The sequence below is a fragment of the Paenibacillus sp. GCM10027627 genome, from assembly GCF_042675505.1.
In the GTDB taxonomy this organism is placed as follows: domain Bacteria; phylum Bacillota; class Bacilli; order Paenibacillales; family Paenibacillaceae; genus Pristimantibacillus.
The window spans coordinates 523520-547565 of sequence record NZ_JBHTHB010000004.1 but is presented as its reverse complement, the minus strand read 5'-3'; the positions used below and the strand labels follow the sequence as shown (position 1 = coordinate 547565).

Below are 24046 nucleotides of genomic sequence, written 5' to 3'. Positions count from 1 at the left end.
AGTTAAGGGGAGATGCTCTGGCGTATTACCCGCTAGACTTTAACCGATAAGCCCACAAATACCCTTTCGACTCCAAAAGAAGCGCGTCCGGCCGCTCCTTTGATTTTATAATGACACTATTATTGGTATTCATCACGTAGCCGTCATTAATTCTATCTATTACGATAGGCACATCCAGTTCCATAAAAAGCTGCCGCATCCGGTAGATGGTGTTGTACAAATTGGAGAGCGCCCGTTTTTCCTCTACATGAGTCCAGAGGTCATCGATGATTCTCCATTTTAAGCACAGTTTATTTTCATGAAGCAGGAAGTAATAAAACAGCTCCTCCGTTATGCGGGTAGGCCATTTAGCCATAAGCTCGCCTTTTTTGACGTAGGCCTCCCCATACAGTTGCACCAAAAGTTCATTTCGTTGAGTCGGCTGCTTCTGCTTATGGCCATAATATTTTTGAAGCCGCTCATCGAGCTGCTTGACTGTATTGGGGGTCATCGGTTTTAAAATATAGTCCAGCGCTTGAACGCGAAACGCTTGTACTGCATATTGCTGATGAGCCGTTGTGAAAATGACGGGGACGTCAATCCCGTTTTCCACTAAGCTTTGAGCGAGCTGAAGCCCCGTCATCCTCGGCATTTCAATGTCGAGCAGCAGGGCGTCGAGGTCCAGCTTGGGTATTTCCTGAAGCGCATCAAACGGCGATTCGAAGCTGCCTACAATTTGGAACGGACCGTAGGTTTCGAGTAGTCGGGCATGAAGACCGAGAATCGGTTTTTCATCCTCGACGATAATGACTTTCCACATGATTTCGTCCCTCCTTGATAGGAATCTTTAATTGAACGGTTGTTCCTTTGCCCGGCAAGGAGCTGAGCTCTAGTCTGCCTTGAGAGAGGTCATTTACTCGTCTGCGTACGTTTGTGAATCCAATGCCGCCGCTTGCAGCAGCCCCTTCCATTAGTTGAGCGCATTCAGCGGCCGTCATGCCGACACCATCATCCGTAACTTGTATATTTAAAAAGGATTTTCGAGAGCCGATCGAAACTTGAACATGTCCCGAGCCTTCTTTGTCGAAGAGGCCATGGCGAATCGCATTTTCAACTAATGGCTGCAACAGCAAGCTTGGAATCAACACGTCCTGGGATGCAATAAGTGGATCGATATCATAGTCAAACGTCAGCCGTTCCCCGAACCGGGCCTTTTCCACCTCTACATAAGCTTCGATAATTTCAAGTTCCTTCTGCAAGGTAGAATATTGTCCGTCTCGGCTTGTTTCGAATATATACCGCAAGAAGGAGCTCAGCATCGTAAGAAGATAGGCGGCACGCTCCCCATCCGTGTAACAAAAAGCAATAATATTGCTAAGAGCGTTGTACAAAAAATGAGGTTTGATCTGCGTCTGCAAAAACGCCATTTCATATTCAATCGCTTTTTGCATAGATTGTTTCGTTTGTTCAGCGGCGTTCAAGCGAGCCATCAATGTCTCTTTCGAAAAAGGCTTTACCAAATAATCATTGGCCCCCGATGCAAAAATGGCTTCAATATGGCTCGGGTATTCGGAAGAAGTCATCATAATAATCGGAAGCTCCATTAAGGGGGCTTGTATCCGGATTTGCTGAAGCAATTCGAAACTGTCCGTGCTCCCCGGAATGATGTCATCCATTACAATCGTCGCGATTTCATTAGCGTGACGGCTGTAATAGTCAAGTGCCTCTTGAGCTGTATAAGCGATTCGTATTTTATAATTATCGCTTAGCATGCCTCGCATAACTTCCGCATGCATGACATCGTCATCCACAATGAGGAGTGTTCTAAGCTGCTGTTCTTCCGTGAATAGAGCAGATGAGCGAATATTGTTTTCGTAAATAGATACGGTAACAGGTTCTTTCAACTCGCTAAAAGCGAGCTTCAGCGTAAAGCGGATACCGCTCTCCAGCAGCTCATACGTCATGCTGCCATTCATTTGTTGAATGAGCTCCTCCGTCATCATAAGAGCCTGCCGATCTTTGGGCGCTGTTGTGAATTGGCGGGTCGTCGTTAACTGAAGAAGGACTCCATCTTCAACTTGCACAGCTTCAATCATTAGGCTGTCTTCCGCAGTATCGTGAGCGATCTCGGTCATGATTCTAATAAGCACTTGCGTCAGTCCTTGCTCATCGGCCCACACGTAGAGCTGCTTTGTAATCCGTTCGTTGATTTCAATTTTTTTCTTAGTGAATGAAAACTGCATAAGCTGAATGACATGTTGCATAACCATCCGGAGGTTGGTGGATTTAAGCTGAACAGCGTAATCGTCAAAGCGAATCCGGGTAAAATGGTGCAAATCCCTTAGCAAATAAACCATACTGCCCGTTAGCTGCTCGGCTAAATAGAGCTGCTCGCCTTGCTTGCGCCAATCGTTTTCGTGAGAGATTGACTTGATCAAATGAACGGTGTCATGCAGAGGTTTTTGCAAATCTTGTGTTACGACTTTTAAGAAATCGTCCTTTGCATCGTTTGCTTTCTGCAAGCGGGCGGTCAGCCGCTCCGAGTCTTCGGCTCGATTCATAAGGCGTATGCCAAGAAAAGCGTTCATTGTAATAATAATGCCGATCAGTCCGATTCTCCCCATACTGTTTCTGCCGGAGAAGAACCAGCTGTCCCACGAGCTGCTGATCGTTAACATAGCGAGACACACAAGCATGGATACGAGCATAATGGCTTCATTTTTATGTATGCCTATTTTATTTTTAACCGTTAAGTAGATTAAGCGAATGATCATCACTAAAAATAATGCATTGATGTAAAAAAAGAACTGATACTGCAGAACAGAAACGGTTCGAGCCGGAAGAACGGCATTTAAAAAGGTATAGATGAAAATTGGGAGCAAAAGCAAAAACAATGTTTTTCTTTTTAATATGGCCGGAATGATCTTGGCAATAAAAGCAATAAGCAGAATGCCGGCTACAAAGGTTCCAGTATCTTGCAAGCGAAAGAAGGCGTCAAAAGGAAACGACGGGAATTCGTGCAAGAACAGCCGCTCGCTGCGGAACATAATCACAAATGACAGCATCAAAAAGTGTAATCCGCTATATAAGAAAGCCTCATCTTTTGTTCGCAGCAAATAGATGGTCAAATGGAACACGCTAATAAGCAGCAGGCTTAAAACGGCTGTCCACTCTAAGGCAAGATCGCGATTCACGTCTTCCTTCATTAGCTCGGCGTCGCCAAGGTCGATAGGAAGAACGATGCCTCCTCTTGCATTGTTGAAGTTTGATACGTGAACAGTTATAAGGAGCTGAGAGTCGCCCGGCTCAAAGTACACTTCATAAGTAGGGTTGTCTGGAATGGTCTCTTCCTTGGAAGTGGCCACCTTTCCTTTTTCCGAAACTTTTAGACCATCGACATAAATCGTATGGGCGGACCAAATATTTCGAACGCGCAGGCCAATATCGGACCAATGATCCGGCAAATATACCGTCAACTGGTAGGTTCCCCATTGCACGTTGGTTGGCCAAGGTCCCGGGACTTGTACAAGATCGGCTTTATTGGACAGAACGTTCGGGGAGAGGAGTGATTCGGCTGTAAACTTCCAATCGCCAGCTAATGATACAAATGGTGCATCGGAAAGCTCTCTTAGGTCAAGCACTCCATCTATGGCTTTCGTTTTAACTGCGCTAGTATCCTGGTCGCTAAAAATCATATAGAGGATCGCAATTAATGCAAAGGCTACACCTAGGCAGCCAAACCATTTCTTCATGTCTACTCACATCCCTATAAAACTATCATACGTTAAAGCCCTCTCAAAAAACTACCATTAAACTACACGATTCGAGGGGGTTTGAGAGTTTTTTGAGAGATGGGTCTGGTATGTTGGAATCATTAACTTGATTTTTGTTAGGACATTAGGCGGGTTTGTTTATGAGGGAAGATACTAAAGTATGAGGGCGGTGAGAGACGGGGGTATCCAAAGGAATAGGGATAAAGATGCAGGTCGTTACGGTTAGTCGACATTGCTAATAAATTTTACAGGATGGTGAATCAATTGAACAAAAAAATGATCGCAATGACGCTTGCTTTCTTATTAATTTTTACAAATGCGTCACTCGTATCCGCGCTGTCGCCGGTAGCTGAGATTTACTATAATACGACCGGGGCAAGCGTACATAGCAGCGACTTTGAAGCTCAATTAAACGATGCTATTAAAACGAAGTTGATAGCAGGGGGAGTAGATCCCAAATATGTGAAGATCATGGACGCGAGCGCAAATCCGACAGTAACGGATTCGACTTATGTGCATTCCGGTCGAGACAGCTGGTACAATGGCTCAACTCCAATGGTGGAAACGGCCGATTATAACCATGTTCAAATTTTCAATGAAGGCAAAACGTTTACTTTCTACGGGTATACTGCTCCTGCCTATAAAGACTTCATGCTGACAAGCGACAGTCCTTCCGGCAAAAAAATCATCTCCTTCGACATGGATGAATCCAAAGTGGACTATCACAGTATGGAAGGCGGAGGTTTTTTATTCAATGCAACGATTGATAGCGATGATAAGCTGAGCGGATACGCTATTCTATATATTTCAGGTGCTATCAAAGTGTACAAGATTGCCGGAGTCAGTGTATCGGCTCTGCACAATGAGAGATCAAACGCTCTGAGAGCGATGCAAGGAGTTTCCGAAGTCGGAACCTTTACAAAAGGCTCGGCTACAAAGCACAGCATTAAAATCAATGCAACAGATTCGCAGCTGAATATGTGGGATAACGGAGTACAAATCATTAAAGATTTAGCTCTTCCTACTGTTTACGGTAACAATTTTGGACCACTTGTCAGCCATGTAAGCCATGGCTGCGGAATCATTTCTATTTTTTCGTTTGACAATATGAAGCTGTATACGACTTCGCCAAAAACATTGAACGAAGCGGTGGCGGAGATCCCTTGGGAGCCGAACTCGCCGTTGCGCTATGTGGTAGACCTTAACGAGGACCCCGCTTCGAGTTTGGACGGGGGCACGAATCAAGCCGATTTGACGAATTCGTTCAATAATAGCGGCGCTCAATATATTGGGGTAACCGAATCGGTATATAAAACCGCGAGCGATAGCTTTATCGGCACGATTAATGGCGGACTGCACGTGGATTCCTCGAAAACTAGCGCACAGGTTATTGATGAAATCGCTTCGCGTGTAGCAACTAAAGTCATCAATGACTATAAAGCTGCTATTACTAATATGCTAGAAGCTGAGAATAAAACAGACCTTACCTTTAGCGCTGGCGACGACAAAAACTCTGTAACCAAAAAAATTACGCTGAAACAGGACGATGATGCAACGGCAACTACTGTGTGGTCTTCGGATCAGCCTTCCATTATCGCGCCTGACGGCACGGTAACGAGACCGGCAATTGCACAAGCGGGAACATACGTCACGTTGAAGGCCACTATTACAAAAGGTGGACTGACTAGCGAAAAAACGTTTACCGTTTATGTCAAAGCCGCTGCTCCTGCGCCACTGGCCACTTTGGCGGTTACAGCAGGAAACGGTCAAGCGGTATTAAACTTCCCGGCTTTGAACGGAGCAACTAATATCGTAGTTCAACAATCCACTAATGGCACGAACTTCACTGCCGTTCCTTCGGTAGAAACGTTAACGGCGGCTTCCACAAGCGCGACCATTACGGGATTAACGAACGGTACAACTTACTATTACCGTTTAGTGGTGACATCGGGCTACTATAATGGAACATCCAATGTGGTCACGGCGACTCCATCCGCACCTGTCACGACTTTGACGGCTGAAGCGGGCAGTGAGCAAGTGACATTGAAGTTCCCTGCTTTGACAGGGGCATCGAGCATTGTTGTTCAAAAATCGACAGACGGAATCACGTTTACTCCGGCTGCTACAACAGCCCAGTTGAACGCGACTTCTACTAGCGCTACTGTAACTGGACTAACAAATGATACAACTTATTATTTCCGATTGTCTGTTGTGTCGGGTGAGAACGCGGGCCTATCCAATGTGGTGACGGCAACACTAGTCGCACCTCTTGTATATCCACAGCCAACAATGAAAACGGAAGTCATCATTTCCGATCCAACTAACGGCGGAAAAGCGACTGAGGAAAAAATTACAAGTCTCATCGGCGAAAACCTGAAAGTGACAGGAAAAATTACATCGGCTACCGGTCAAGAGCTTAATCTGCCGAGTATTGTCATGAATCCGGACGGCACATTTACGCTTCCGCAAGTATCGCCTGGTCAATACAAATTGGCGATGAACGTAATTGCGCCAAATGGGGAAAAACTGGCTGGTCCAGAGGGCACGCTAGTTGTGGACAGCAACGGAAAAGCAAGCTTGTCCATTGAATTGGTCGATCCGTATGGCACCATTCTCGATACGGTTACAGGGCAGCCTGTTGCCGGTGTGAAAATGACACTATACTGGGCGGATACACCATTGAACCGTTCTAAAGGCAGAGTTCCTGGAACTCCTGTTCAATTGCCTGAGCTGCCTGATTTCCCTCCAAACCAAAACCACAACCCGCAAATTAGCTCCGAAACGGGCGAATATGGCTGGATGGTTTATGCAGACGGCGATTACTACTTCTTGGGCGAAAAAGAGGGATACACCGTCTTCGACAGCCGTAAAGACACTCGCGAAGAGAAGTTTGGAGAAGACAGTTACATTAAAGACGGTATTATCCACGTTGGCGAAACAATCGTGAAGTTCAGCTTCTCGCAACAGCCAAAAGTGGAGGAAGCAGGCGACCATACTCCATACATCGTTGGATATCCGGATGGCTCTTTCCAACCGGAGCGCGGAATTTCCCGTGCTGAAGTCGCTGCAATTCTGTCCCGCTTGTATACTTCTTCGGCTGGCTCCAGCAAAGCATCGTATGCGGATGTGAATGCAAAAGACTGGGCTGCCAAAGCGATTGCAGGCGCAACAGGCAATAAATGGATGGTTGGCTTCGGCGACGATACGTTTAAGCCGGACAAAAAGATTACTCGCGCAGAATTTGCACAAATCCTCACAAACGTGTACAAGTGGGATGCGGCTACCGAAAGCTCGTATACGGATGTAACGGGTCATTGGGCTGCCAAAGCGATCGCAACGGTAGAGGAGCAAGGTCTGCTGTTCGACTTTAAAGAAAAAACGTTTAATCCGAATAAGCCAATTACGAGAGTAGAGGCTGTTCGAATCTTTAACCAACTGCTGGACCGCAAACCATGGCACATTGAAATTGCGCCAAAATGGAGCGACGTTCCTGCAAGCCACAAGTATTATAAAGACATTATGGAAGCATCGACTCCGCATCCGTTTGAGCTTTACGAGACCGGAGTGGAAAGCTGGAAGTAAGAAAATATGATGCGAAGAGTCGCCCTGGTTTATAGGGCGGCTTTTTGTATGATTGGGCTCTGCATGACGTAAAGCAAAGGTTCATGTTGCCTTCCGTTTTGTCTTCATCGCCTCGAAATACTCTTTTCATTTTTGAAGCACAATGATAACGTAGGTGGTGAAGGCCATCAAGTTAGCTTAAAGGATGACGACCGTGCAAATTGATCCGAAATTATGCCGTGTAGATGATGCGTTAGGAATACTCGTAGGCAAATGGAAGCCGATTATTTTATTGCATATTTTGCATACAGGCGTTTCCCGATTTAGTGAATTAAAGCGCAGCTTGCCCGGTATTACTCAAAAAATGCTGACGCAGCAGCTTAGGGAGCTGGAGGAGGAAGAAATCATTGCCCGCAAAGTATACCCGCAGGTTCCTCCGAAAGTAGAGTACTCCATAACGGAATATGGCAAAACGCTTGAGCCGATTTTAAATGCCATGCATGAATGGGGTGCTAACCACAGTATGCGTAAAAAAGCGCAGCTGCCCGGAAGCGGCGATACTGGAAGCAGCGAGACCGACAACAGCGAAATCGGCAACAGCGAGACTAGCAATAGCGAAGCCGAAAGCAGCGAGACCGGAAACAAACACAATAGCTAGAAAGTTCACAGCAACCAAATAAGCCGCAACATAAAAAAGATGAACCAAAGTGTTCATCTTTTTTGTCTTCTTCATTCGCGGGAATGCGGTTTAAAAATCGTATTGCGATTCTTTTTCCTCGCGAATCTTCGCATAGGTTTTGGTCAAAACGGCCGTATCCTCTATCAAACGTTCGATTCGGAACAACACGTCATCATTGACGATTTGTTTGCGCTCAAAATCCTTTTCTTCAATAAACACGTAAGTTTGAACGATTTGGGCTTTCATATAAGAAAGGATAGGCTTTAACTGATGCTCTGCCACCAGATAATGCTTTGGCGTACCAGCGGTTACGATTATGCTGACGATTTTATCCCGAAAGGCATTAACCGGCAGCAGGTCAAAAATGTTTTTTAAGGTTGCCGGAATGGACGATTGAAAAATAGGGGTACCGATGACAATAGCGTCGGCTTCCATAATCGTTTTGGTTACATAAGCTGCATCACCCTCGTATTCCAAATAGTTTCGTCCATCGCTGAACGGAAGAGTGTAGTCCGCAAGGTCAATCAGCGTCACTTCTGCGTCAGGGTACTTTTCGACAAATGTTTTGATGGTGTAGTCCATGGCCGTCCGTGTTTTGGACCCGACAATGGAGCCAGATAATCCAACGATTTTCATAGGAAACCCTCCTTATTTTTTGGCGGTATACTTTTTGACTGCAGGCAATATTTCTGTGCCGATAAGCTCAATATTTTTGGCTACTTTATGAAACGGGACACCGCCAAAGTCAAGCTGGGCCAGAAAGCGCTGATGTCCGAACAGCTCATACTGATACAGCAGCTTTTCAATAATTTCTTGCGGGCTTCCGACCATCAACACATCGCGTTTGTCCGCTCCCTGTGCAAAAAGCTGCTTCGGGAACCCTCGTCCGTTAACCAAAGTGATCCCGCTGTCGACATGAGGATAATATTCCTTCAGTGCTTGCTGAGTCGTTTCGGCAGCGTAGAACAAGCTGGTTGTCCCGACAGGAAGCATGGCCGGATTATGGCCGCTTTGCTCCGCCGCTTGCCGATAGGCGTCAATGGATAGCTTGAAGGTCGATGCCGGTCCGGCGAGTGTAGCCATTACCATTGGAACACCGGCCTTGCCGGCCTTAATTGCACTTGCAGGTGTACCGCCGACTGCGCGCCAGATGGGCAGCGAGCCGTTTTTTGGTCGCGGCAGGACGGCCGCATTGTTCAGCGGAGCGCGAAATTGACCGCTCCATGTGACTTTTTCCTGCTCGTTAATCTGGTTCAGCAATTCGAATTTTTCTTCAAACAGCTCTTCATAATTGCGGAGATCGTAGCCCAGCAGCTGGAAAAGGCCCACTCTGGACGCGCGGCCGGCAACAAGCTCCGTTCTCCCCTTGGAAATCAAATCGATTGTGGCAAAATCTTCATACACTCGCACCGGATCGGATGTACTTATAATCGATGAGGAACTGGTAATTTTTATGTTTTCCGTCGCTTGGGCAATGGCAGCCAGCAAAACGGTATGAGCCTGCGAAATAAAGTGCTCTTGGTGGCTTTCGCCTAAGCCAAAGGAGTCAATCCCCGCTTGATCCGCCAGCTTGGCGGCTTCAATGATTTCTCGAACGCGCTGCTCAGCAGAAATGCGCTCGCCGGTATGAGGGTTCGGCGTGTGCTCCCCCAGTGTATAAAGTCCAAATTCCATTCCTTTGCTTGGGTCAATGCCGTATTTTTCCATATGGGATCAAAACCTTTCGATTTAGATTGGTTATCATGTACGAGTTAATTAACTTACATTTATATAGTAAACCATTTAAAGTTAGTTTTTAAGTACGCACTTAAAAGTGGTCTAGTATCAAAAAGGATACTGTACATAAATGCAGGCAGATTTGAAGCCAGAAGAATAATTGTGATCATATCGGCAAACCCTAATTTCCAAATAATTGGACGGCAAAGGAGGAGGGGGAGTTGGCAAAGTCATTTGAGCAGCTTGTTCAGTTTCATTCCAAGTCTTCTGACTTCGTATATTCCCCCTTGCTCGAAAATAAAACCGTTTATCTCTGCTATTATGAAACGATGGTTGATTCCAAAACGTTGATCCAGGATTTGATCCCCGCCATACTTCGGCTCGAAAGCCAATCCGCAGATGAGCTCTTCCCTGGGCTGCCTTACCCGGATAAGCAAATCATTAACGATCTAGATGAAGCAAACCAAATGTTGATGACGGGCTCTATCCTCATTGCCTTTCCATCAGAAGAAGCCTATATTGCGATCTCGGCTGCTCGAGTGGACTCCCGCTCCATTAACGCTCCTGAAATTGAATTCAGCGTAATAGGTCCAAAAGACGCTTTGATCGAACAGCTCGATACAAATATTATGCAAATTCGAAGAAGGATTCCCGTTCCCCAGCTTAGGGTTATGCAACTGGAAATCGGGTCTTTGTCCAAAACGAAATGTGCAGTCATGTATATGGAGGGAATAGCGAATCCCGCTAATTTGGAACAAATGTTAAAGCGGCTGCGCCAAGTGGATATGGATGTTGTAACGGACAGCACAAATATTATTCAAATGATCGTGGATAATAAATATTCCATTTTTCCGCAGTTTTTGGAGACAGAGCGGCCGGATCGGCTTGTTCATGTGTTATCTTTTGGCGGGATTGCCGTATTGGTGGACGGTTCATCCCAAGCTTTTACCGGGCCGGTCACGATCGGACAATTCCTTGTCGCTTATGAAGATTATTATTTGTCGTGGCATCTGGGCTCTTTTTTTCGGATATTGCGTATTTTAGCGATTTTGTTTTCGATTTTAGCGACTCCAGCCTATATTGCGATGCTTACTTATCATTATCACATCATCCCGACTTTGCTGCTTGGACCGATCATTTCGTCCAGAAACAATCTCCCGTTTCCGCCTTATATGGAAGTTATTTTTATGGAACTGACGATTGAGCTGCTAAGGGAAGCAGGCGCTAGGCTGCCAACCAAAATAGGCCAAACGATTGGCATAGTGGGCGGTATTGTCATTGGCACCGCTGCGGTTCAGGCGGCATTGACCAGCAATATTTTGCTTACTTTGGTCGCTTTGTCCGCGCTCGCTTCATTTGCAGTGCCGATCTTTCATTTCAGCAATACGATCAGAGTGGTTCGGTATCCGTTTATTTTGAGCGCGCAGCTGTTGGGGTTTGTCGGCATTGTCGTGTGCGGCAGCTTTTTTCTAACACATCTCTTAAGGTTAAAGTCGCTGGGCACGCCGTATTTGCAGCCGTTTTACCCGCTTCGGCCACGGGATTGGCAGGATTCGATTTTTCGTGTGCCAGCCCCCTATTTTCGCAAGCGGCCCGGAGCCTTTCGTCCTTTGCGCAGCAACAAAACAGGGAAACAAAGCTTGCCCGATATTGATGAATAGGAAGGAGCAGTTCATTTGCCAGCCCAGCCATCTATAAAAGCCAGTCAACAAATCCCCGCTTCCTCGGCGTTGTACATTATTTTTGGCACTCAGGTTGGACTCGACTATTTGTCTTTTCAGCGCAAGCTTGCCCAGGCTGTCGAACAGGATGCATGGATTGCGATTGTGATTGCAGCGCTCGTCATTCATTTGGCGATAGGAGGGATGTTTGTTTTATTGAACCGGCAACAAGCTGATTTGGCGACCATCAATAAGCGGCTGTTCGGAAATGCGCTTGGGGCGTGCCTCAATGGCCTTTTAATCGTTTATTTTTTGGCGATTTGTATGTTGAGCCTTCGCTTGTACGCTGAAATCGTGAAAATATGGATTTTTCCGACCATACATATTTGGCTGCTTGAACTGATATTATTGCTTTTGTCCTACTATATTGTTTCTGGCGGTTTTCGGGTTATTGCCGGATTTTTTCTGTTTTCGCAACTGTTTGTTGTGCTCAACGGGATCTTTTATTTCATGCGAGAGTATTACGATCCGACTAATTTACTGCCTATTATGACTCACAGCGTTCCGGAATTCGCTAAAGCGGCTTGGGTAATGACGCCGAGCTTTATGGGGATTGAAGCTTTGCTGCTGTACTATCCCTATTTTAAGGATGGGAAAAAGGCGCAGCGGTGGACGCATGGGGGAAATGCTGCGACTTTGGCGGTCTATATGATTATTCTTGTGTTTAGCCTGATGTTTTTTTCGCAGGGGCAGCTAAAGGAAGAGATGTGGCCGACGCTCGTTCTGTTTAAATTTGTGGAATTTCCGTTTTTGGAACGGGTAGAATTTATCGGAGCTACGTTTCAATTGTCTCGTGTTATCCCGATCCTCTCCTTATATGTCTGGTGTGCCATTCATACGTCAAAGCAGCAGTTCGGTTGGTCCAAACGAAAGATGCTGCCGGTCTATTTACTCATCATATGGGGAGGCAGCTTGTGGTTTCACGATGTGGATCAAGTGATGAGCAGCTATTCGGTTGCCGGAAAAGCGGGATTATTGCTGCTGCTCCTCTACGTCCCCTTTTTAATCGTCATGTCCAAATGGCTGCCTTTGAAAGGGCGAGAAGTATGAAAGCGGTTATTGGCTTGCTTATGATAGTAATGCTTTCAGGCTGCATGGTGCGAACGGAGGTAGTGGAGGACATTTACATGGCTTTGGCGATGTCTGTTGATGTTGACCGGCCAGGCACAGGCGAAGGCGATACGAACAGTGCGAAGAAGGAAATATTATTAAACTTATCCGCCCCATTGTTTACTCCTAGCCGCAAAGTGGAAGGGGTTACTTTTAAAGAACGCGGAGCTACGATTAAAGATACGGTTAGCCGTATTAATCATGAGAGCGACCAGTACTTGTCTATAAGCAAGCTGGGAATCATTTTGTTTAGCAAGGAAGTGCTTCGCTCCGGAATTGGGGATCATGCCGAGATGCTGAATGCCGACCCGTTAATTGCTGGAGGTCTTATTTATGGAATGACGGAAGGAAGGGCGGAAGATATGCTTCGCGCTCCGATACATACCAACAACCAGCCTATCGGAAGATATTTATGTTATATCATCGAAAACAACATCAAGACGTTTGATTTACCGCCAATGGATATCCATAAATTTATTTATGAATGGAAGGGTGCGGGCATGGACCCCGTTATGCCGATTATCGGCTATCACGAGAACAGGGCGGCGCTCACAGGAATTGCCGTGATGAAGGGGGATAAATATGTTGGGCAGCTGACTATAGAGGACATGGTACCCCTTAACCTGATGAAAAAAAATACGCGCGACGGTTCTTATGTCCTGTTATTAAATAAAAACAAAATCACCATTCAAAACTTGGAGACAAAAGTGAAATATGAATATAAGCCGGGCAGCAAGCAATTTGATATTCGTTTAAAAATAAAAGGGAAGCTGACCCAGTCCGATTTGTCTAAAACATTGGAGCTTAGTCGTGCACAAACCGCGTTTAACGAACAAATGACGAAGCAATGCGAAGCCATCATTGCCAAGCTGCAGAAATGGGATGCGGACCCTATTGGAATCGGAAATATTATCCGCAGCAAGGATAGAGGCTGGAATGAGGAAGAGTGGAGGGAGAACTACCGTTCAATGTCTATCAAGGTGGCCATTGAAACGGAAATGAGGAGATAAACAAAGGGGAGGCCCCGTTCTTATAAGAGCGGGGCCCGACTCATTTCCGTTATCCAATAACCGTTAGCTGCTTCGGATAAGAAGTCAGCACTTCAACTCCATCCGGCGTAACGAATACATCATCTTCGATTCGAACTCCGCCAAGGGAGGGGACATATATGCCCGGCTCAATTGTGAAGACCATTCCCGCGAGCAGAAGCTCCTCGTTTCGTCCATGAATAGACGGATACTCGTGAATATCCATGCCGAGGCCATGCCCGAGCCGATGGTTGAAGTATGGGCCGTAGCCCGCCGCTTCAATGGACTCGCGCGCTATGCGGTCCAAGCTGCCGAAGGATACCCCTGGGCGGGTAGCCTCAATCGCCAAAGTATTGGCGTTAAGCACGGAAGCATAGATGCTCTTCAACTCATCCGAAATATCGCCAACAGCGAACGTCCGGGTAATATCCGAGGCATAACCGTCCGCGTAAACTCCAAGATCGAACAGAAGCAGTTCCCCTTCGCCGACTTTCCGGCTATCCGGTTTGCCGTGCGGCAATGCCGACTTGGCTCCCGACAAAACCATAGTATCGAAAGAAGGGCCCTGTGCCCCCAGCTTCTTCATTTGGTATTCCAATTCCGCTACAAGTTCAATTTCCGTAATACCCGGTTTCACTTTAGAGACTCCTGCGCTTAACACCTCTTCGACGATGCGAACGGCATTTTTCATCCGAGCAACTTCATCCGGCGTCTTAATGGCGCGCATTTCTCGCAGAGGCAATCCGATATCGACAAACTCAGCAGCTTCGACCGCGTCTTGAATGGACTCGAAACGATGAACGGTCAGATCGTCTTTCTCTATGCCAAGACGGCGAATGCCAGAAGGCATCAACCCGCTAAGAATCTCATAAGCGTTATCCGTATCGCTATGGGTATGGATTCTCGAAACGGAGGAGGCCGCCTCAGCAGCAGCCAAATCAAGCGCCGGTACGAGCAGCAGCGCGTCCTCGCCTTTTGGGAGCAGCAACCCTAGAAATCTCTCGTGAGGATCGGTAGCGAAGCCGGTCAAATAGTAGACATGCCTCGGCGAAGTAATCAGAATCGCGTCCAGATTGTGTGCATCCATATAGGAATGAAGCTTGTGCATTTTTGAAGTCATTTTGACAACCACCTTTCATCCCTATTGTAAGCACTCTGCCGTTAAGTATCCAGTGTTTGAAGTTCTTCTAACTAGTTGAATACAAGCGGTCAGTAACGGATTCGATGAGTGGGCTAATCGTTTGGAGTAAAGCTTGGTAAACCTCGCTATTTTTCATGGCGTCTACTGTTTCTTTATCCGGCCAAACGCTAACGACTCCGAACAATGGATTGCCGTCTTCAATGTTGGGCTCCAAGAAATAGGCGTGTAGACTGCCTGCCTTCTTATTGATCGGAACCAGCAAGTTTTGCCCAATTTCTTTTAACTGATTTTCCATTCCTTCTTTGCTGGCAAAGGTAACTACTCGGACGAGCATATGAGCCCCCCTTAACATCATCTATTACAAAAGTTCTTTAGCAAGCAAACGGTACGATAGCAGCCTTGCTTCATGGCTGTGGCTAATTGTGCTGATGACAGCTTCGGAAATGCCAAACTTCTCATCATGCTCGCGCAGCGTGTCTGCGACGTTTTTAGCGCTACCGACCAGAAAGCGGCTGCGATTCCTTTGGATATGCATTTTGTCCAGTTCTGTATAAGAATAATTGAGCGCTTCTTCTGGAGAAAATATTTGGAATGGCATTCCCTTATCCAAAAACAATAAGTTCAAATCCAGGCTCGCTGCATGATATTCCGCTTCTTCATCCGTTTCGGCCGCCATAACAAAGTAGCCGACATTGACTTGCGGAGAGGCCAGAAACGGCGACGCTTTAAAATGATTCCGGTACGCATCGAGCATTGGAGCCGACAAGCCGCCGCTGATGAACTGGGCAAAGGAGTATCCGATACCCAATTGACCAGCTTGCGCGGCACTGTTGCCGCTTGAGCCAAGCAGCCAAACTTCAGGAAGCGGCGATCCCGCCGGAGCTGCCATCGTGTTGCTATATAGATGCCCCTCTGGCATCGTTTCGGTCATAAACGACATCGTCTCGGCCAGCTTATCATATGCATTTTGCACATTTGGCTGTCTTCCTTCATGCAAAGCATGCGTGGAGAAACGGTCTCCGCCAGGTGCGCGGCCCACGCCAAAATCGATCCGATTAGGATGCAGCGAGGCAAGCGTTTTAAACACTTCAGCCATTTTCAACGGGGGATAATGCATGAGCATAATGCCGCCAGAGCCAATACGAATCCTCTTAGTTGCCGCCGCGATATGAGCAATCATAATTTCGGGAGAAGCGCTGGCAAGGTTGGGGGAGCCGTGATGCTCGGAATACCAAATGCGCTCGTAGCCTAATTGATCCCCCAGCTTCGCAAGTTCAACCGTATTTTTTAAGGTTTGCTGCGGGGTTTGCCCATTTGAAACAGGAGTTTGATCCAATACGCTTAGTTTCATAACGATCCTTCTTTCTTTTCTGACTCTACATTAAAAATGCCCATTCCAGTAGGTCACTTCATCTGCGCTTAATCTGACCGTTGGAAAACCGGCTTCTTTTGCTTTGCCAACTGCAATCATTAAAATGTTGGTGAGGTTTTCAGGTACATTAAACTCTTTACGGAATTGCTCGATGCTATATCCAAGCATAGGAACGGTGTCGTAGCCTCTCGCTTTTGCGGCCAGCATCAGCTGCATAGCGAGCAGACCGCCATCTAGCATTTGCCATTCATTTTTCACTTGTTCGCTTACAGAACCGTAATAATCCTGTACACTGTTATTGATTCTGTCTTTAATTTCTTCCGTCATAAAACCGGCCTCTACCGCTCGTTGATTGATTTTATCGGCGTTGTCCCGAGTATAGGCATTCATATCGCCGAACAGAACAATAACCGCTGATGCTTCGACGACTTGCCGTTGGCGGGATGCCATGGGCAGCAGCTTTTCCTTAAGTGCCGGGTCTGTAAAAACCATGAACCGCCAAGGGTTTAAGTTGGTTCCGCTCGGAGCAAGCATCGCTTCCTCCAAAAGCTCTTTTATTTCTTCTTCGGAGATTTGAACCGAAGGGTCGTAGAAGCGTACGGAACGGCGCTCCCGAATGACATCATAAAAATTTGAAGTACATTTTGTTTTCTCCATTTTTCTTTACCTCCACTATTTATGAAAATGAACATGTTTGCACATGCAAGCCAGCCTGTATTTGCAAGGATGCGGTTAACAAACCCTATTATGGTGTAGTACAGTAGAATTGAACAGTACGTACTTTTTCGTAATATAGATACTTTTTTGTAATATAGGCACCGAAAAGTACCTATAGAAGAAGTGAAGGAGATCGCTATGGAAAAACAATATAACAATCGAATTGAAGTCGTTTTAGATGTCATTGGAGGGAAGTGGAAGACTCATATTTTGTATCATTTGACCCGAGGTCCAATTCGAACGGGAGAATTGCTGCGTCTCGTAACCGGGATCACCCAAAAGATGCTGACGGAACAATTGAGAGAGCTGGAGCAGGATGGACTGGTCATTAGGAAGGTGTACAACCAAGTGCCGCCTAAAGTGGAATACTCCTTGACGGAATACGGGGAGTCGTTAAAAGAGGTGTTGAAGGTGCTCTGCGACTGGGGTGGAGATTATATCCGGCACAAGTATCCAAACGGCGAGGTCACTGTAAGAAACAGCGAGGATATTTAAAGAGGCAAGCTGAGGCATTTTGATTAACGCGGCATTTTCTATAAAATAAATAGGGGTGCCTAAAAGTCTTTGCTCAATGACTTTTAGGACACCCCTATTTATTTATTCAAGTTGTCATTCATTCATAAGACGCTGCTGAATCCACGGCTCGATCATTCGAGATGTCAATGATCGCTTGATAAATGTTGGGCGGGTATTCGGCAATTCTGTGGCATAGATACAAATACCACTCATGGCCGTAGGTGAGATAAATGCGAACGGGAAAGCCGGCTGCTTTTAGACTGCTGCCCAAATCCGGACGGATTCCGTATAACATTTCGAATTCGACGCCAGGCTTATGGGCCCAACCACGCTTGATCACTTCATTGATGATAGTCTCATCATGGGTAGCGACGGATACTCGATGACCTTTATGAATGGCTTCGTCTAAGAGCTGCAAATAACGTTCGTTCAGAGCATCCGAGCGAGGAATGGCAACATGCTGAAGCTCCTGATAGGCGCCTTTTACGAGCCGCAGTCTTCTAGCGCAATGTTCCCCATGGATGGCACGGTTGGCTGTCCAATTGTTTAAATAGTCGGAGGTGCTGTTTAACTGTGCTTGAAGCGTAATGCCGATAGTTGGATAGAGGGCTGCCGTCTGCTCGTAGATGGACAGAATCGATTCGGTTTTGGCTGATTCCTCCATACTGATAAACAGTTCAATGTCAGCAGTGCTTGCTTGCTCGGCTAAAGCAACGAGCTCGCTCGAGGCCAACTGACTGTCGACGGATAAGCCAATATGAGAAAGATCGAACGAAATTCGAGACTTCATTCCGCGATCGATTAACTCTTGTATGAGCCTCCTCATCTCCAGCCTGGCCGCTTGGCAGGATGCTCTATCCGATTTATTTTCACCGATGTATTCAATTGAAACTTGATATCCTTTATCCAAAAGCCGTTGTGCGGACTCCAGCCCGGCCTCTCTATGATCGCCCGCAACATATTTGGCCGCTGCTCGTTGCAAAAGCTGGTAAACCGCCGGCGTCCGCTCAACGTACGTTTTCAAATCGGCCCGTCTGGCTAAAGATTTCATCGCATCTGCAAAGGCTTTTTCCAAGTCTAATCTTTTCACTGTGTGTTTCCCTCCTCTTATTCTCTACACGTAAGTGTAAAATAGAGACATCGAATGAGGATTGTAAAAAATTGCTCTGTTTTAAACAGACAGCGCGTAGGCTTGAGGCGTTGCTCCCACGATTTTATAGAAAGCTTTTGCAAAATGGCTCTGATCGTAAAAACCGGTATCCGCTGCCACATCGGCAATAGGCTGCCGGTTTTTTAACGCGGCTTTGGCATGATTGATCCGCAGCAAGTTTTGATAAGCGTGAGGGGGCAGATGAGTGCTCTTTTTAAACATTCGAATGAGGTGAAAACGGCTGATCCCGGTTTCATTCTCCAGAAGGTCGAGCGTAATTCGATCCTGATAGTAGGCATGAATAAACTCTTTGGCCCTCACGACGTATTTCTGTTCCAGCGCGCCATCCGATTCATGGTTTAAGTCGTCCGCAGCATGGCTAACGAGTGATTGAACCAAATTAATAAGTGCCGTTTCCGTTTCAAGAGGCGAGCTGGGAGAAGCTAATGCTTCCATGACCCTATTGAGCAGTCCACTGCACCACCTATTTTTGTCTTTCTCCAGCAAAAAGGGGAACCGAAGCTTATCGAGATGACGAAGCTCCAATTGCTCCAACCACAGCGGTTTGATAAACAGCATTTTGTATTTCCACTGGGCATCCTCGGCAGGCTGGCAAGCGTGAAGCATGTGGGGCGGGAAGCTGATCATTCGACCCGACTCCACGTTCCACACCGAACCCTCGCACCATGCCTGCGTTTCGCCTTCGTCAATTAATCCGATGGAATACTCCTCGTGGAAATGCTTTTGATAGGCCAGGTCGCTCCTCCAGCATCGTTTGGCTTCCAGGAACGGCAATGCCTCTTCTCGGTAAAAAGCAACATCAGCCATTCATGTACACTCCTTATCAATCAATCATTTAACTTATTTCGCATTAACATCAGGTTGATGGATACCGATTACATTCCCTTCTGAATCATGATAATAGCCTTGCCACGCCATGCCGGGGAGCGCGTGTTTAGGCACTGCGACTGTGCCGCCGTGGCTCAAAATTTTAGCTGCTGTCGCATCGTAATCCGCTACTCCCATCGTACAGGCAAAACCGTTTAAAGGCTCGCCCGGCTGGGGACGAGGGCCGCGGCGTTTTGTTAAAGCCCCGTTAACTCCAGGCTGATTGGCGTCGCCAGTTACAGCTCCGAAATAGGGCACTCCGGCATAGTCGCTCCAGTCCTCGAATGTCCATCCGAATACCTCTCCGTAAAATGTTTTGGCACGCTCCATGTCATCCACATGAACTTCAAAATGAACTAATCTTCCCATAATATTACCCCCATCGCAGTGAATTGCGTTTCTACTACATTAATTTGTTTGTTCCGGTGGATATTCCTGCTTTAGTTTTAATAGAAATGAGTAATTTATGCACGGCAACATACAAATTTCCCCCTCCATATAGCTCGATCGAGTCATGTGCATTTCTGGACAAGTTGCTATATTTTATCTGTATTTTAAAAGTCGAAAAGGGGGGCATTTATGTCGAATGTGAAAGATGTGCAAGATGGGCAAGATCAGAAGGAACAAAAGGAGCAACGGGAACAGAAAGGAAATCCGGGGCTTTACCGGTTTGTGTGGAGATGGCATTTTTACGCGGGCCTCGTGTTTGCTCCAATGTTAATTATGCTCTCGATAACCGGGGCCATTTATCTATTTAAACCTTATTTGGAACCTATGATGGACAAGGAGCTGCACTTTGTAAAAGCGGGGGATTCGGAGATCGCCCCGAGCTTGCAGCTTAAAGCAGTCAAAGACCTATATCCGGAGGCCAGCATATCAAACTTTACGGATCGCCCGGAGCGTGACCGCGCCACGGAAATAAAAGTTTCAAAAGATGGCGTAGGCTACACCGTTTTTGTTGATCCCTACACGGGAAAAGTGCTTGGCGAGCTGCAAAACGACAAGCGGCTTATGGAAATTATCGTTTTATTGCATGGCGAAGTGATGGCAGGCGAAATCGGGGACAATATAGTGGAGCTGTCAGCCTCGTGGGCCATTATTTTGCTCATTACCGGGCTGTATCTCTATTGGCCGCGCAACAAAGCGAGCTTTCTATCTCTATTCCGAGTTCGTATAAGGCAAGGGAAAAGATTGTTTTGGCGGGATTTGCACGCCTCGACCGGATTTTGGATGACGGTGTTTATTCTCTTTTTAATTTTAACCGGTTTGCCGTGGGCCAGCTCGTTTGGCGAACGGTTGAACACGGTCGTGGAAGCGGCGAAATTGTCCAACGCTCCTGCAAATTTATGGTCGGGCGGAGGCGCCGAATCGGTTCAATTGGCCAAGGATGTGGCGGAAACGTCGTGGGCGGCGGAAAATATTCATCTTCCGGAATCGGTCTACGCCAACTCGGGCATGCTGCCCATCGAAAATATCGCCCAATTTGCTGCGAATGCCAATATCCAGCCGGGCTATACGGTCGCTATGCCGAAGGATGAAAAAGGGATTTACTTAATCACCTTGTCAGGCTGGGCGGCGAACAGCGTAAACGAATATGCGGTAGTAGCTGTGGATCAATACAGCGGCAAATCTCTGATGGACTACCGTTGGAAGGATTACAGCACCTTTGACAAAATGATTGAAACGGGCATCGCGCTGCATGAAGGAAGGCAGTTTGGCTGGCCGAACATGCTGCTGAACTTGATCGTATGCCTCTCGCTTATTTTAATAGTGGTCAGCGGCATTACGATGTGGTGGAAAAGGCGGCAAAAAGGCACGTTCGGCGTACCGAAAAAATTCGAAGGGTATCGTTTGTCCATAGGCGTTATTATTATTACGATTGGATTAGGTTTGCTTATGCCGCTAGTCGGCTATACGATGTTGGCAGCGCTTGCAATCGATTTGCTAATTAAGCTTGTAAACCGAGCTCGCAAGTCCGAAAATACGATTGATAAAGGAGAAGCATCCTGAGAGGGATGCTTTTTCTGCTGTGTGGCGTGGTGAACTCTTCATTTTGGAAAAAGGAGGAATATGTCTGAGCCTGTCGAATACGATTAATCGTGCAACCATGACATGAGGGGGATTACGCAGATGGCAGTAACTCAAAGCATTCTAGAGTGGGTATTGGTGGGGGAATGTCCGATCCCGCACGACGTAAACGACTTGTTGGTTAACGGTGAAGTGGCAGTAGCCGCTTACAAAACGTTCCGGGATACAGCTATTTTTACAAACAAAAGATTGATTGTTAGAGACGCCCAAGGGCTTACTGGGAAAAAGGTTGAGATTTATTCGCTTCCATATTCCACAATCAATATGTGGTCGACGGAAAATGCGGGAGGATTTCTGGATCGGACGGCCGAGGTTGAATTATGGACTCGTGCAGGGCATATTAAAGTAAAGCTGCATAAAGGCGTAGACATCCGTAAGTTTGACAAGCTGATTGCCAACGCACTTTTGACCGATTAAACGGCTATATCCTATACGAATAGAAAAAACCGTCAGAGGGACCTTCAAGCTAGAGTCCTTCTGACGGTTTTTTGAATAGGAGGCCGATCCGATTTGTTGCTGGTTTGCAGGCGTCATTAGAACGTCAGTCTGCGCAAAATGAGCTCAAGAATGCGAATCAAACGGATCAGTCTGCGAATTTCTCTCCGGCTTCCGCCTTCTCTAATGAGTCTGCGCAATTCTCTTCTTAGACGTCTGATCAAACGTCTCAATCTGCGAATTCTTCTTTCCCGGCGACGGCCGCGGCATCCCTCAAAGCGTCCGAACTCATCTCTTTCGGCTAACAGCTCTTCAAGACGCTCCAACTCTGCAGCACGCTCAAACTCACCAAGATTTTCCAAATCGAGGATTCTTCTGATTTCTTCATCCATCCTAATCCCTCCTCTCTATCACGAAGATAGTTCATTCTATTCAAGGGACAAGAAAATGGTATAGATAGATTAATAGGGAGATTAATTGATTTCTTCTATTGGTCATGCTGACTGGACACATTTCAGCAGAATAAAATATACGAATGATTTAATTTTAAATAATGATATAGTTCGTGTTTTGCCTCGAAAATAATAAAAAAGACGTTGACATGCTCCGAAAAATTGATTATTCTATCGAAGGAAACGAACATCTCGTATATCCTCAATAATATGGTTTGAGGGTCTCTACTAGGAGCCAAAGAATCCTAACTACGAGCATAGGCTGCGTCTATTTTTTGCGCAGGCTTATGCTGCAGTTAGGATTTTATTATTTGCATCGGAGGAAAAGTAGATGGAAGCATGGTTTAAGCTAAAAGAAAGAGGGACTACGGTTCGGACGGAGCTGCTCGCGGGACTGACCACCTTTTTTACGATGGTGTATATCGTCATTGTTAACCCCGGCATTTTGAGCCAAGCGGGAATGGACTTTCATGGCGTCTTTGTAGCGACGGTTCTGGCAAGCATAATCGGTACGCTCATTATGGGTATTTTCTCTAACTATCCGATCGTCATAGCGCCGGGCATGGGCCTTAATGCATATTTTGCGTTTAGCGTTGTCGGAGGGGAAGGCCTTTCCTGGCAAACTGCGCTTGGAGCCGTTTTTGTTGCCGGTTTGCTGTTTATTGTGCTTTCGTTGACTTCGTTCCGCTATATGCTGCTCGACTCCATTCCCGAGAGCTTAAAGCATGCGATTACAGTCGGTATCGGATTGTTCATTACGTTCATCGGTTTGCAAAACTCCGGGCTTATTGTGGATTCACCGGCAACTCTGCTCACTCTAGGCTCGTTAACTGAACCTATGACGCTGCTCACGATTATCGGCTTGGTTGTTTCGCTTATTTTGATGTCTTATCGGGTAAAAGGCTACTTGTTTATTGGCATGATCATCACGGCGGTTATCGCTGGTTTTATGGGACTGCTCAAGCTGCCTGACAAGTTTGTAGCATTGCCAACCGGCCTATCGGCAACCGCGTTTCAGATGGATATTGGCAGCGTATTTTCGAACGGGCTATATGCGATTATTTTTACCTTTTTGCTCATTACGCTATTCGATACGACAGGGACGATGCTTGGCGTGGCGGAGCAAGCGGGCCTTGTGAAAAATGGCAAGTTTCCGCGTTCAAGAGGAGCTCTGCTGGCGGATGCGGTCGGTACTTCGGCAGGCGCGGTGCTTGGGACAAGCCCAACCTCGGCGTATATCGAATCCAGTGCGGGCGTTGCCGTAGGTGGAAGAACGGGACTGACGGCTGTGACGGTCAGCTTGCTGCTGGGGCTTACGTTATTTTTCTCCCCAATCGTATCGGTGCTTGCGGCTATTCCGGCGATTACGGCGCCTGCGCTCATTATTGTTGGTTTCCTTATGATTAGCGTTGTTTCCAAAATCGATTGGAGCGACTTTGAAGTGGTATTCCCTGCGTTTTTGATCATTGTCCTTATGCCGCTCACCTATAGCATCGCTACAGGCATCGGCGTTGGCTTTATCGCTTATCCTATCCTAAAAGCCGTAAAGGGCAAGTGGCGCGAAGTTCATCCGATTTTTTACCTATTTGCGGTTCTGTTCTTGATTCAGCTCGTCTTTTTTGGCCATTAACACATTCAGATTGTAAATAAAAACGAAAGCGAAGCGGAGGCCGTAACAGGCTTCCGTTTTTTTATTTTGCCAAGGGAAAACCCTCTTCGA

Annotated in this window: 21 protein-coding genes and 1 riboswitch; of the genes, 9 read left to right on the top strand and 12 right to left on the bottom strand. The window is 46.7% G+C overall.

From position 1 onward, the window contains the following. Positions 1-25: 25 nt before the first annotated feature. Positions 26-799 (bottom strand): response regulator, encoded by a 774-nt coding sequence (locus ACFQZE_RS17010; RefSeq protein ID WP_379359124.1) that lies wholly within the window; start codon positions 797-799, stop codon positions 26-28. Further along, positions 771-3731 (bottom strand): histidine kinase, encoded by a 2961-nt coding sequence (locus ACFQZE_RS17005; RefSeq protein WP_379359122.1) that lies wholly within the window; start codon positions 3729-3731, stop codon positions 771-773. Before ACFQZE_RS17005 ends, ACFQZE_RS17010 begins: the two co-directional genes overlap by 29 nt. 276 nt (positions 3732-4007) lie before the next feature. Here ACFQZE_RS17005 and ACFQZE_RS17000 point away from each other — a divergent pair, with 276 nt between their 5' ends. Both ACFQZE_RS17000 and ACFQZE_RS16995 read left to right on the top strand, forming a co-directional pair. Continuing rightward, positions 4008-7334 carry an S-layer homology domain-containing protein gene (locus tag ACFQZE_RS17000; RefSeq protein ID WP_379359120.1) on the top strand — a complete coding sequence of 1109 codons (3327 nt, stop codon included), beginning with the start codon at positions 4008-4010 and terminating at the stop codon, positions 7332-7334. 184 nt (positions 7335-7518) lie between these two features. Further along, positions 7519-7971 (top strand): winged helix-turn-helix transcriptional regulator, encoded by a 453-nt coding sequence (locus ACFQZE_RS16995; protein ID WP_379359118.1) that lies wholly within the window; start codon positions 7519-7521, stop codon positions 7969-7971. Between the two features lie 90 nt (positions 7972-8061). Here the strand turns inward: ACFQZE_RS16995 and ACFQZE_RS16990 are convergent, their stop codons facing one another. Both ACFQZE_RS16990 and ACFQZE_RS16985 read right to left on the bottom strand, forming a co-directional pair. After that, positions 8062-8628: an NADPH-dependent FMN reductase gene (locus ACFQZE_RS16990; RefSeq protein WP_379359116.1), complete on the bottom strand. Its 567-nt coding sequence runs from the start codon at positions 8626-8628 to the stop codon at positions 8062-8064. A 12-nt stretch (positions 8629-8640) separates the two neighbouring features. After that, positions 8641-9699, bottom strand: a complete 1059-nt coding sequence (locus ACFQZE_RS16985; protein ID WP_379359114.1) for an LLM class flavin-dependent oxidoreductase — start codon at positions 9697-9699, stop codon at positions 8641-8643. Between the two features lie 230 nt (positions 9700-9929). Here ACFQZE_RS16985 and ACFQZE_RS16980 point away from each other — a divergent pair, with 230 nt between their 5' ends. From ACFQZE_RS16980 to ACFQZE_RS16970, 3 genes are read left to right on the top strand one after another with little or no spacing between them, the layout of a single operon-like run. Next, the gene (locus tag ACFQZE_RS16980) at positions 9930-11369 is read left to right on the top strand and encodes a spore germination protein (RefSeq protein ID WP_379359112.1); all 1440 of its coding nucleotides are present in this window, start codon (positions 9930-9932) and stop codon (positions 11367-11369) included. 15 nt (positions 11370-11384) lie between these two features. Beyond that, entirely contained in the window at positions 11385-12479 is a 1095-nt protein-coding gene (locus ACFQZE_RS16975; RefSeq protein WP_379359110.1) for a GerAB/ArcD/ProY family transporter, read from the top strand. Further along, positions 12476-13549: a Ger(x)C family spore germination protein gene (locus tag ACFQZE_RS16970; RefSeq protein ID WP_379359108.1), complete on the top strand. Its 1074-nt coding sequence runs from the start codon at positions 12476-12478 to the stop codon at positions 13547-13549. Before ACFQZE_RS16975 ends, ACFQZE_RS16970 begins: the two co-directional genes overlap by 4 nt. Positions 13550-13598: 49 nt before the next feature. Here the strand turns inward: ACFQZE_RS16970 and ACFQZE_RS16965 are convergent, their stop codons facing one another. From ACFQZE_RS16965 to ACFQZE_RS16950, 4 genes are all read right to left on the bottom strand, one after another. Further along, positions 13599-14687, bottom strand: a complete 1089-nt coding sequence (locus tag ACFQZE_RS16965) for a M24 family metallopeptidase (RefSeq protein ID WP_379359106.1) — start codon at positions 14685-14687, stop codon at positions 13599-13601. A gap of 67 nt (positions 14688-14754) precedes the next feature. Continuing rightward, complete coding sequence (locus ACFQZE_RS16960) at positions 14755-15042, bottom strand: putative quinol monooxygenase (protein WP_379359104.1); 288 nt, start codon at positions 15040-15042, stop codon at positions 14755-14757. 24 nt (positions 15043-15066) lie between these two features. Next, positions 15067-16059 carry an LLM class flavin-dependent oxidoreductase gene (locus tag ACFQZE_RS16955; protein WP_379359102.1) on the bottom strand — a complete coding sequence of 331 codons (993 nt, stop codon included), beginning with the start codon at positions 16057-16059 and terminating at the stop codon, positions 15067-15069. 30 nt (positions 16060-16089) lie between these two features. After that, on the bottom strand, positions 16090-16737 hold the full coding sequence (locus tag ACFQZE_RS16950) for a nitroreductase family protein (protein ID WP_379359099.1): 648 nt from the start codon (positions 16735-16737) through the stop codon (positions 16090-16092). 198 nt (positions 16738-16935) lie between these two features. Here ACFQZE_RS16950 and ACFQZE_RS16945 point away from each other — a divergent pair, with 198 nt between their 5' ends. Continuing rightward, positions 16936-17292, top strand: coding sequence for a winged helix-turn-helix transcriptional regulator (locus ACFQZE_RS16945; protein WP_379359096.1), 357 nt, complete (start codon positions 16936-16938; stop codon positions 17290-17292). Between the two features lie 118 nt (positions 17293-17410). Here the strand turns inward: ACFQZE_RS16945 and ACFQZE_RS16940 are convergent, their stop codons facing one another. The 3 genes from ACFQZE_RS16940 to ACFQZE_RS16930 form a co-directional block, all read right to left on the bottom strand. Beyond that, entirely contained in the window at positions 17411-18403 is a 993-nt protein-coding gene (locus ACFQZE_RS16940; RefSeq protein WP_379359094.1) for a proline dehydrogenase family protein, read from the bottom strand. Between the two features lie 81 nt (positions 18404-18484). Continuing rightward, the gene (locus ACFQZE_RS16935; protein WP_379359092.1) at positions 18485-19291 is read right to left on the bottom strand and encodes a helix-turn-helix domain-containing protein; all 807 of its coding nucleotides are present in this window, start codon (positions 19289-19291) and stop codon (positions 18485-18487) included. A gap of 33 nt (positions 19292-19324) precedes the next feature. After that, entirely contained in the window at positions 19325-19720 is a 396-nt protein-coding gene (locus ACFQZE_RS16930; protein WP_379359090.1) for a VOC family protein, read from the bottom strand. Between the two features lie 210 nt (positions 19721-19930). Between ACFQZE_RS16930 and ACFQZE_RS16925 the strand changes: the two genes are divergently transcribed. Then, on the top strand, positions 19931-21361 hold the full coding sequence (locus ACFQZE_RS16925) for a PepSY-associated TM helix domain-containing protein (protein ID WP_379359088.1): 1431 nt from the start codon (positions 19931-19933) through the stop codon (positions 21359-21361). Between the two features lie 120 nt (positions 21362-21481). After that, entirely contained in the window at positions 21482-21856 is a 375-nt protein-coding gene (locus ACFQZE_RS16920) for a PH domain-containing protein (protein WP_379359086.1), read from the top strand. 116 nt (positions 21857-21972) lie between these two features. Here the strand turns inward: ACFQZE_RS16920 and ACFQZE_RS16915 are convergent, their stop codons facing one another. Beyond that, complete coding sequence (locus tag ACFQZE_RS16915; RefSeq protein ID WP_379359084.1) at positions 21973-22266, bottom strand: hypothetical protein; 294 nt, start codon at positions 22264-22266, stop codon at positions 21973-21975. 232 nt (positions 22267-22498) lie between these two features. Then, positions 22499-22598: riboswitch (purine riboswitch) on the top strand. Between the two features lie 59 nt (positions 22599-22657). Here ACFQZE_RS16915 and ACFQZE_RS16910 point away from each other — a divergent pair. After that, a complete protein-coding gene (locus ACFQZE_RS16910; protein ID WP_379359082.1) occupies positions 22658-23956 on the top strand; it encodes an NCS2 family permease in 1299 nt (432 codons plus the stop codon). The last annotated feature ends 90 nt before the right edge of the window (positions 23957-24046 follow it).

Coding starts and splice junctions, on each gene's coding strand:
- ACFQZE_RS17010 (WP_379359124.1), bottom strand. CDS start 799: ATGTGGAAAGTCATTATCGTCGAGGATGAAAAACCGATTCTCGGTCTT.
- ACFQZE_RS17005 (WP_379359122.1), bottom strand. CDS start 3,731: ATGAAGAAATGGTTTGGCTGCCTAGGTGTAGCCTTTGCATTAATTGCG.
- ACFQZE_RS16995 (WP_379359118.1), top strand. CDS start 7,519: ATGACGACCGTGCAAATTGATCCGAAATTATGCCGTGTAGATGATGCG.
- ACFQZE_RS16990 (WP_379359116.1), bottom strand. CDS start 8,628: ATGAAAATCGTTGGATTATCTGGCTCCATTGTCGGGTCCAAAACACGG.
- ACFQZE_RS16985 (WP_379359114.1), bottom strand. CDS start 9,699: ATGGAAAAATACGGCATTGACCCAAGCAAAGGAATGGAATTTGGACTT.
- ACFQZE_RS16970 (WP_379359108.1), top strand. CDS start 12,476: ATGAAAGCGGTTATTGGCTTGCTTATGATAGTAATGCTTTCAGGCTGC.
- ACFQZE_RS16965 (WP_379359106.1), bottom strand. CDS start 14,687: ATGACTTCAAAAATGCACAAGCTTCATTCCTATATGGATGCACACAAT.
- ACFQZE_RS16960 (WP_379359104.1), bottom strand. CDS start 15,042: ATGCTCGTCCGAGTAGTTACCTTTGCCAGCAAAGAAGGAATGGAAAAT.
- ACFQZE_RS16955 (WP_379359102.1), bottom strand. CDS start 16,059: ATGAAACTAAGCGTATTGGATCAAACTCCTGTTTCAAATGGGCAAACC.
- ACFQZE_RS16950 (WP_379359099.1), bottom strand. CDS start 16,737: ATGGAGAAAACAAAATGTACTTCAAATTTTTATGATGTCATTCGGGAG.
- ACFQZE_RS16945 (WP_379359096.1), top strand. CDS start 16,936: ATGGAAAAACAATATAACAATCGAATTGAAGTCGTTTTAGATGTCATT.
- ACFQZE_RS16935 (WP_379359092.1), bottom strand. CDS start 19,291: ATGGCTGATGTTGCTTTTTACCGAGAAGAGGCATTGCCGTTCCTGGAA.
- ACFQZE_RS16930 (WP_379359090.1), bottom strand. CDS start 19,720: ATGGGAAGATTAGTTCATTTTGAAGTTCATGTGGATGACATGGAGCGT.
- ACFQZE_RS16925 (WP_379359088.1), top strand. CDS start 19,931: ATGTCGAATGTGAAAGATGTGCAAGATGGGCAAGATCAGAAGGAACAA.
- ACFQZE_RS16920 (WP_379359086.1), top strand. CDS start 21,482: ATGGCAGTAACTCAAAGCATTCTAGAGTGGGTATTGGTGGGGGAATGT.
- ACFQZE_RS16915 (WP_379359084.1), bottom strand. CDS start 22,266: ATGGATGAAGAAATCAGAAGAATCCTCGATTTGGAAAATCTTGGTGAG.
- ACFQZE_RS16910 (WP_379359082.1), top strand. CDS start 22,658: ATGGAAGCATGGTTTAAGCTAAAAGAAAGAGGGACTACGGTTCGGACG.